Below are 451 nucleotides of genomic sequence, written 5' to 3'. Positions count from 1 at the left end.
TGTCCAGTTGCTAAATCAATGGTAATTCCTTCTTTATCAAAGAAGCCCTCACTAATTGCAACATACATAGGTCCATAGAAAACAGAACGAGTAACCTCATTTAAACGAACAGTAACTTTTGCATCCTCACTAGTAGTTTTAGAAGAACTCTTAGAATTACAAGCAATTAAAGAAGTAGCCAAAGTAAGAATTACAGTTAAAGAAAGTAAAAGCTTTAAACCTTTTTTCATTAAATTGCATCTCCTATAAAGTAATGATTAGGCTAAAAAAGACTTAACTATTTAAACTAAGTCATTTTTTATTGAGCCTAAAGTCTTTCTGTTGTATATTATGAAATTTTATATAAAAGAGTGTTAAATTGATGAATTATATGTAAGAAAATTAATCGTTAGCGTAGAGTGCCTTGTGTTTAATAATAGAAATTATTTTTTATAAATAATGTTTTTATAAG

The 451-nt window shown here is 27.1% G+C and carries 1 pseudogene; it reads right to left on the bottom strand.

Annotation, left to right across the window (positions count from 1 at the left end):
- Positions 1-230: pseudogene (locus NG918_RS16205) on the bottom strand (ABC transporter substrate-binding protein); the annotation flags it as partial.
- Positions 231-451: the final 221 nt, after the last annotated feature.

The sequence above is a fragment of the Clostridium sp. ZBS2 genome, assembly GCF_023845855.1.
Classification (GTDB): Bacteria; Bacillota; Clostridia; order Clostridiales; family Clostridiaceae; genus Clostridium; species Clostridium aquiflavi.
The sequence above is the reverse complement of the archived record's forward strand: the minus strand, read 5'-3'. Positions and strand labels throughout refer to the sequence as shown.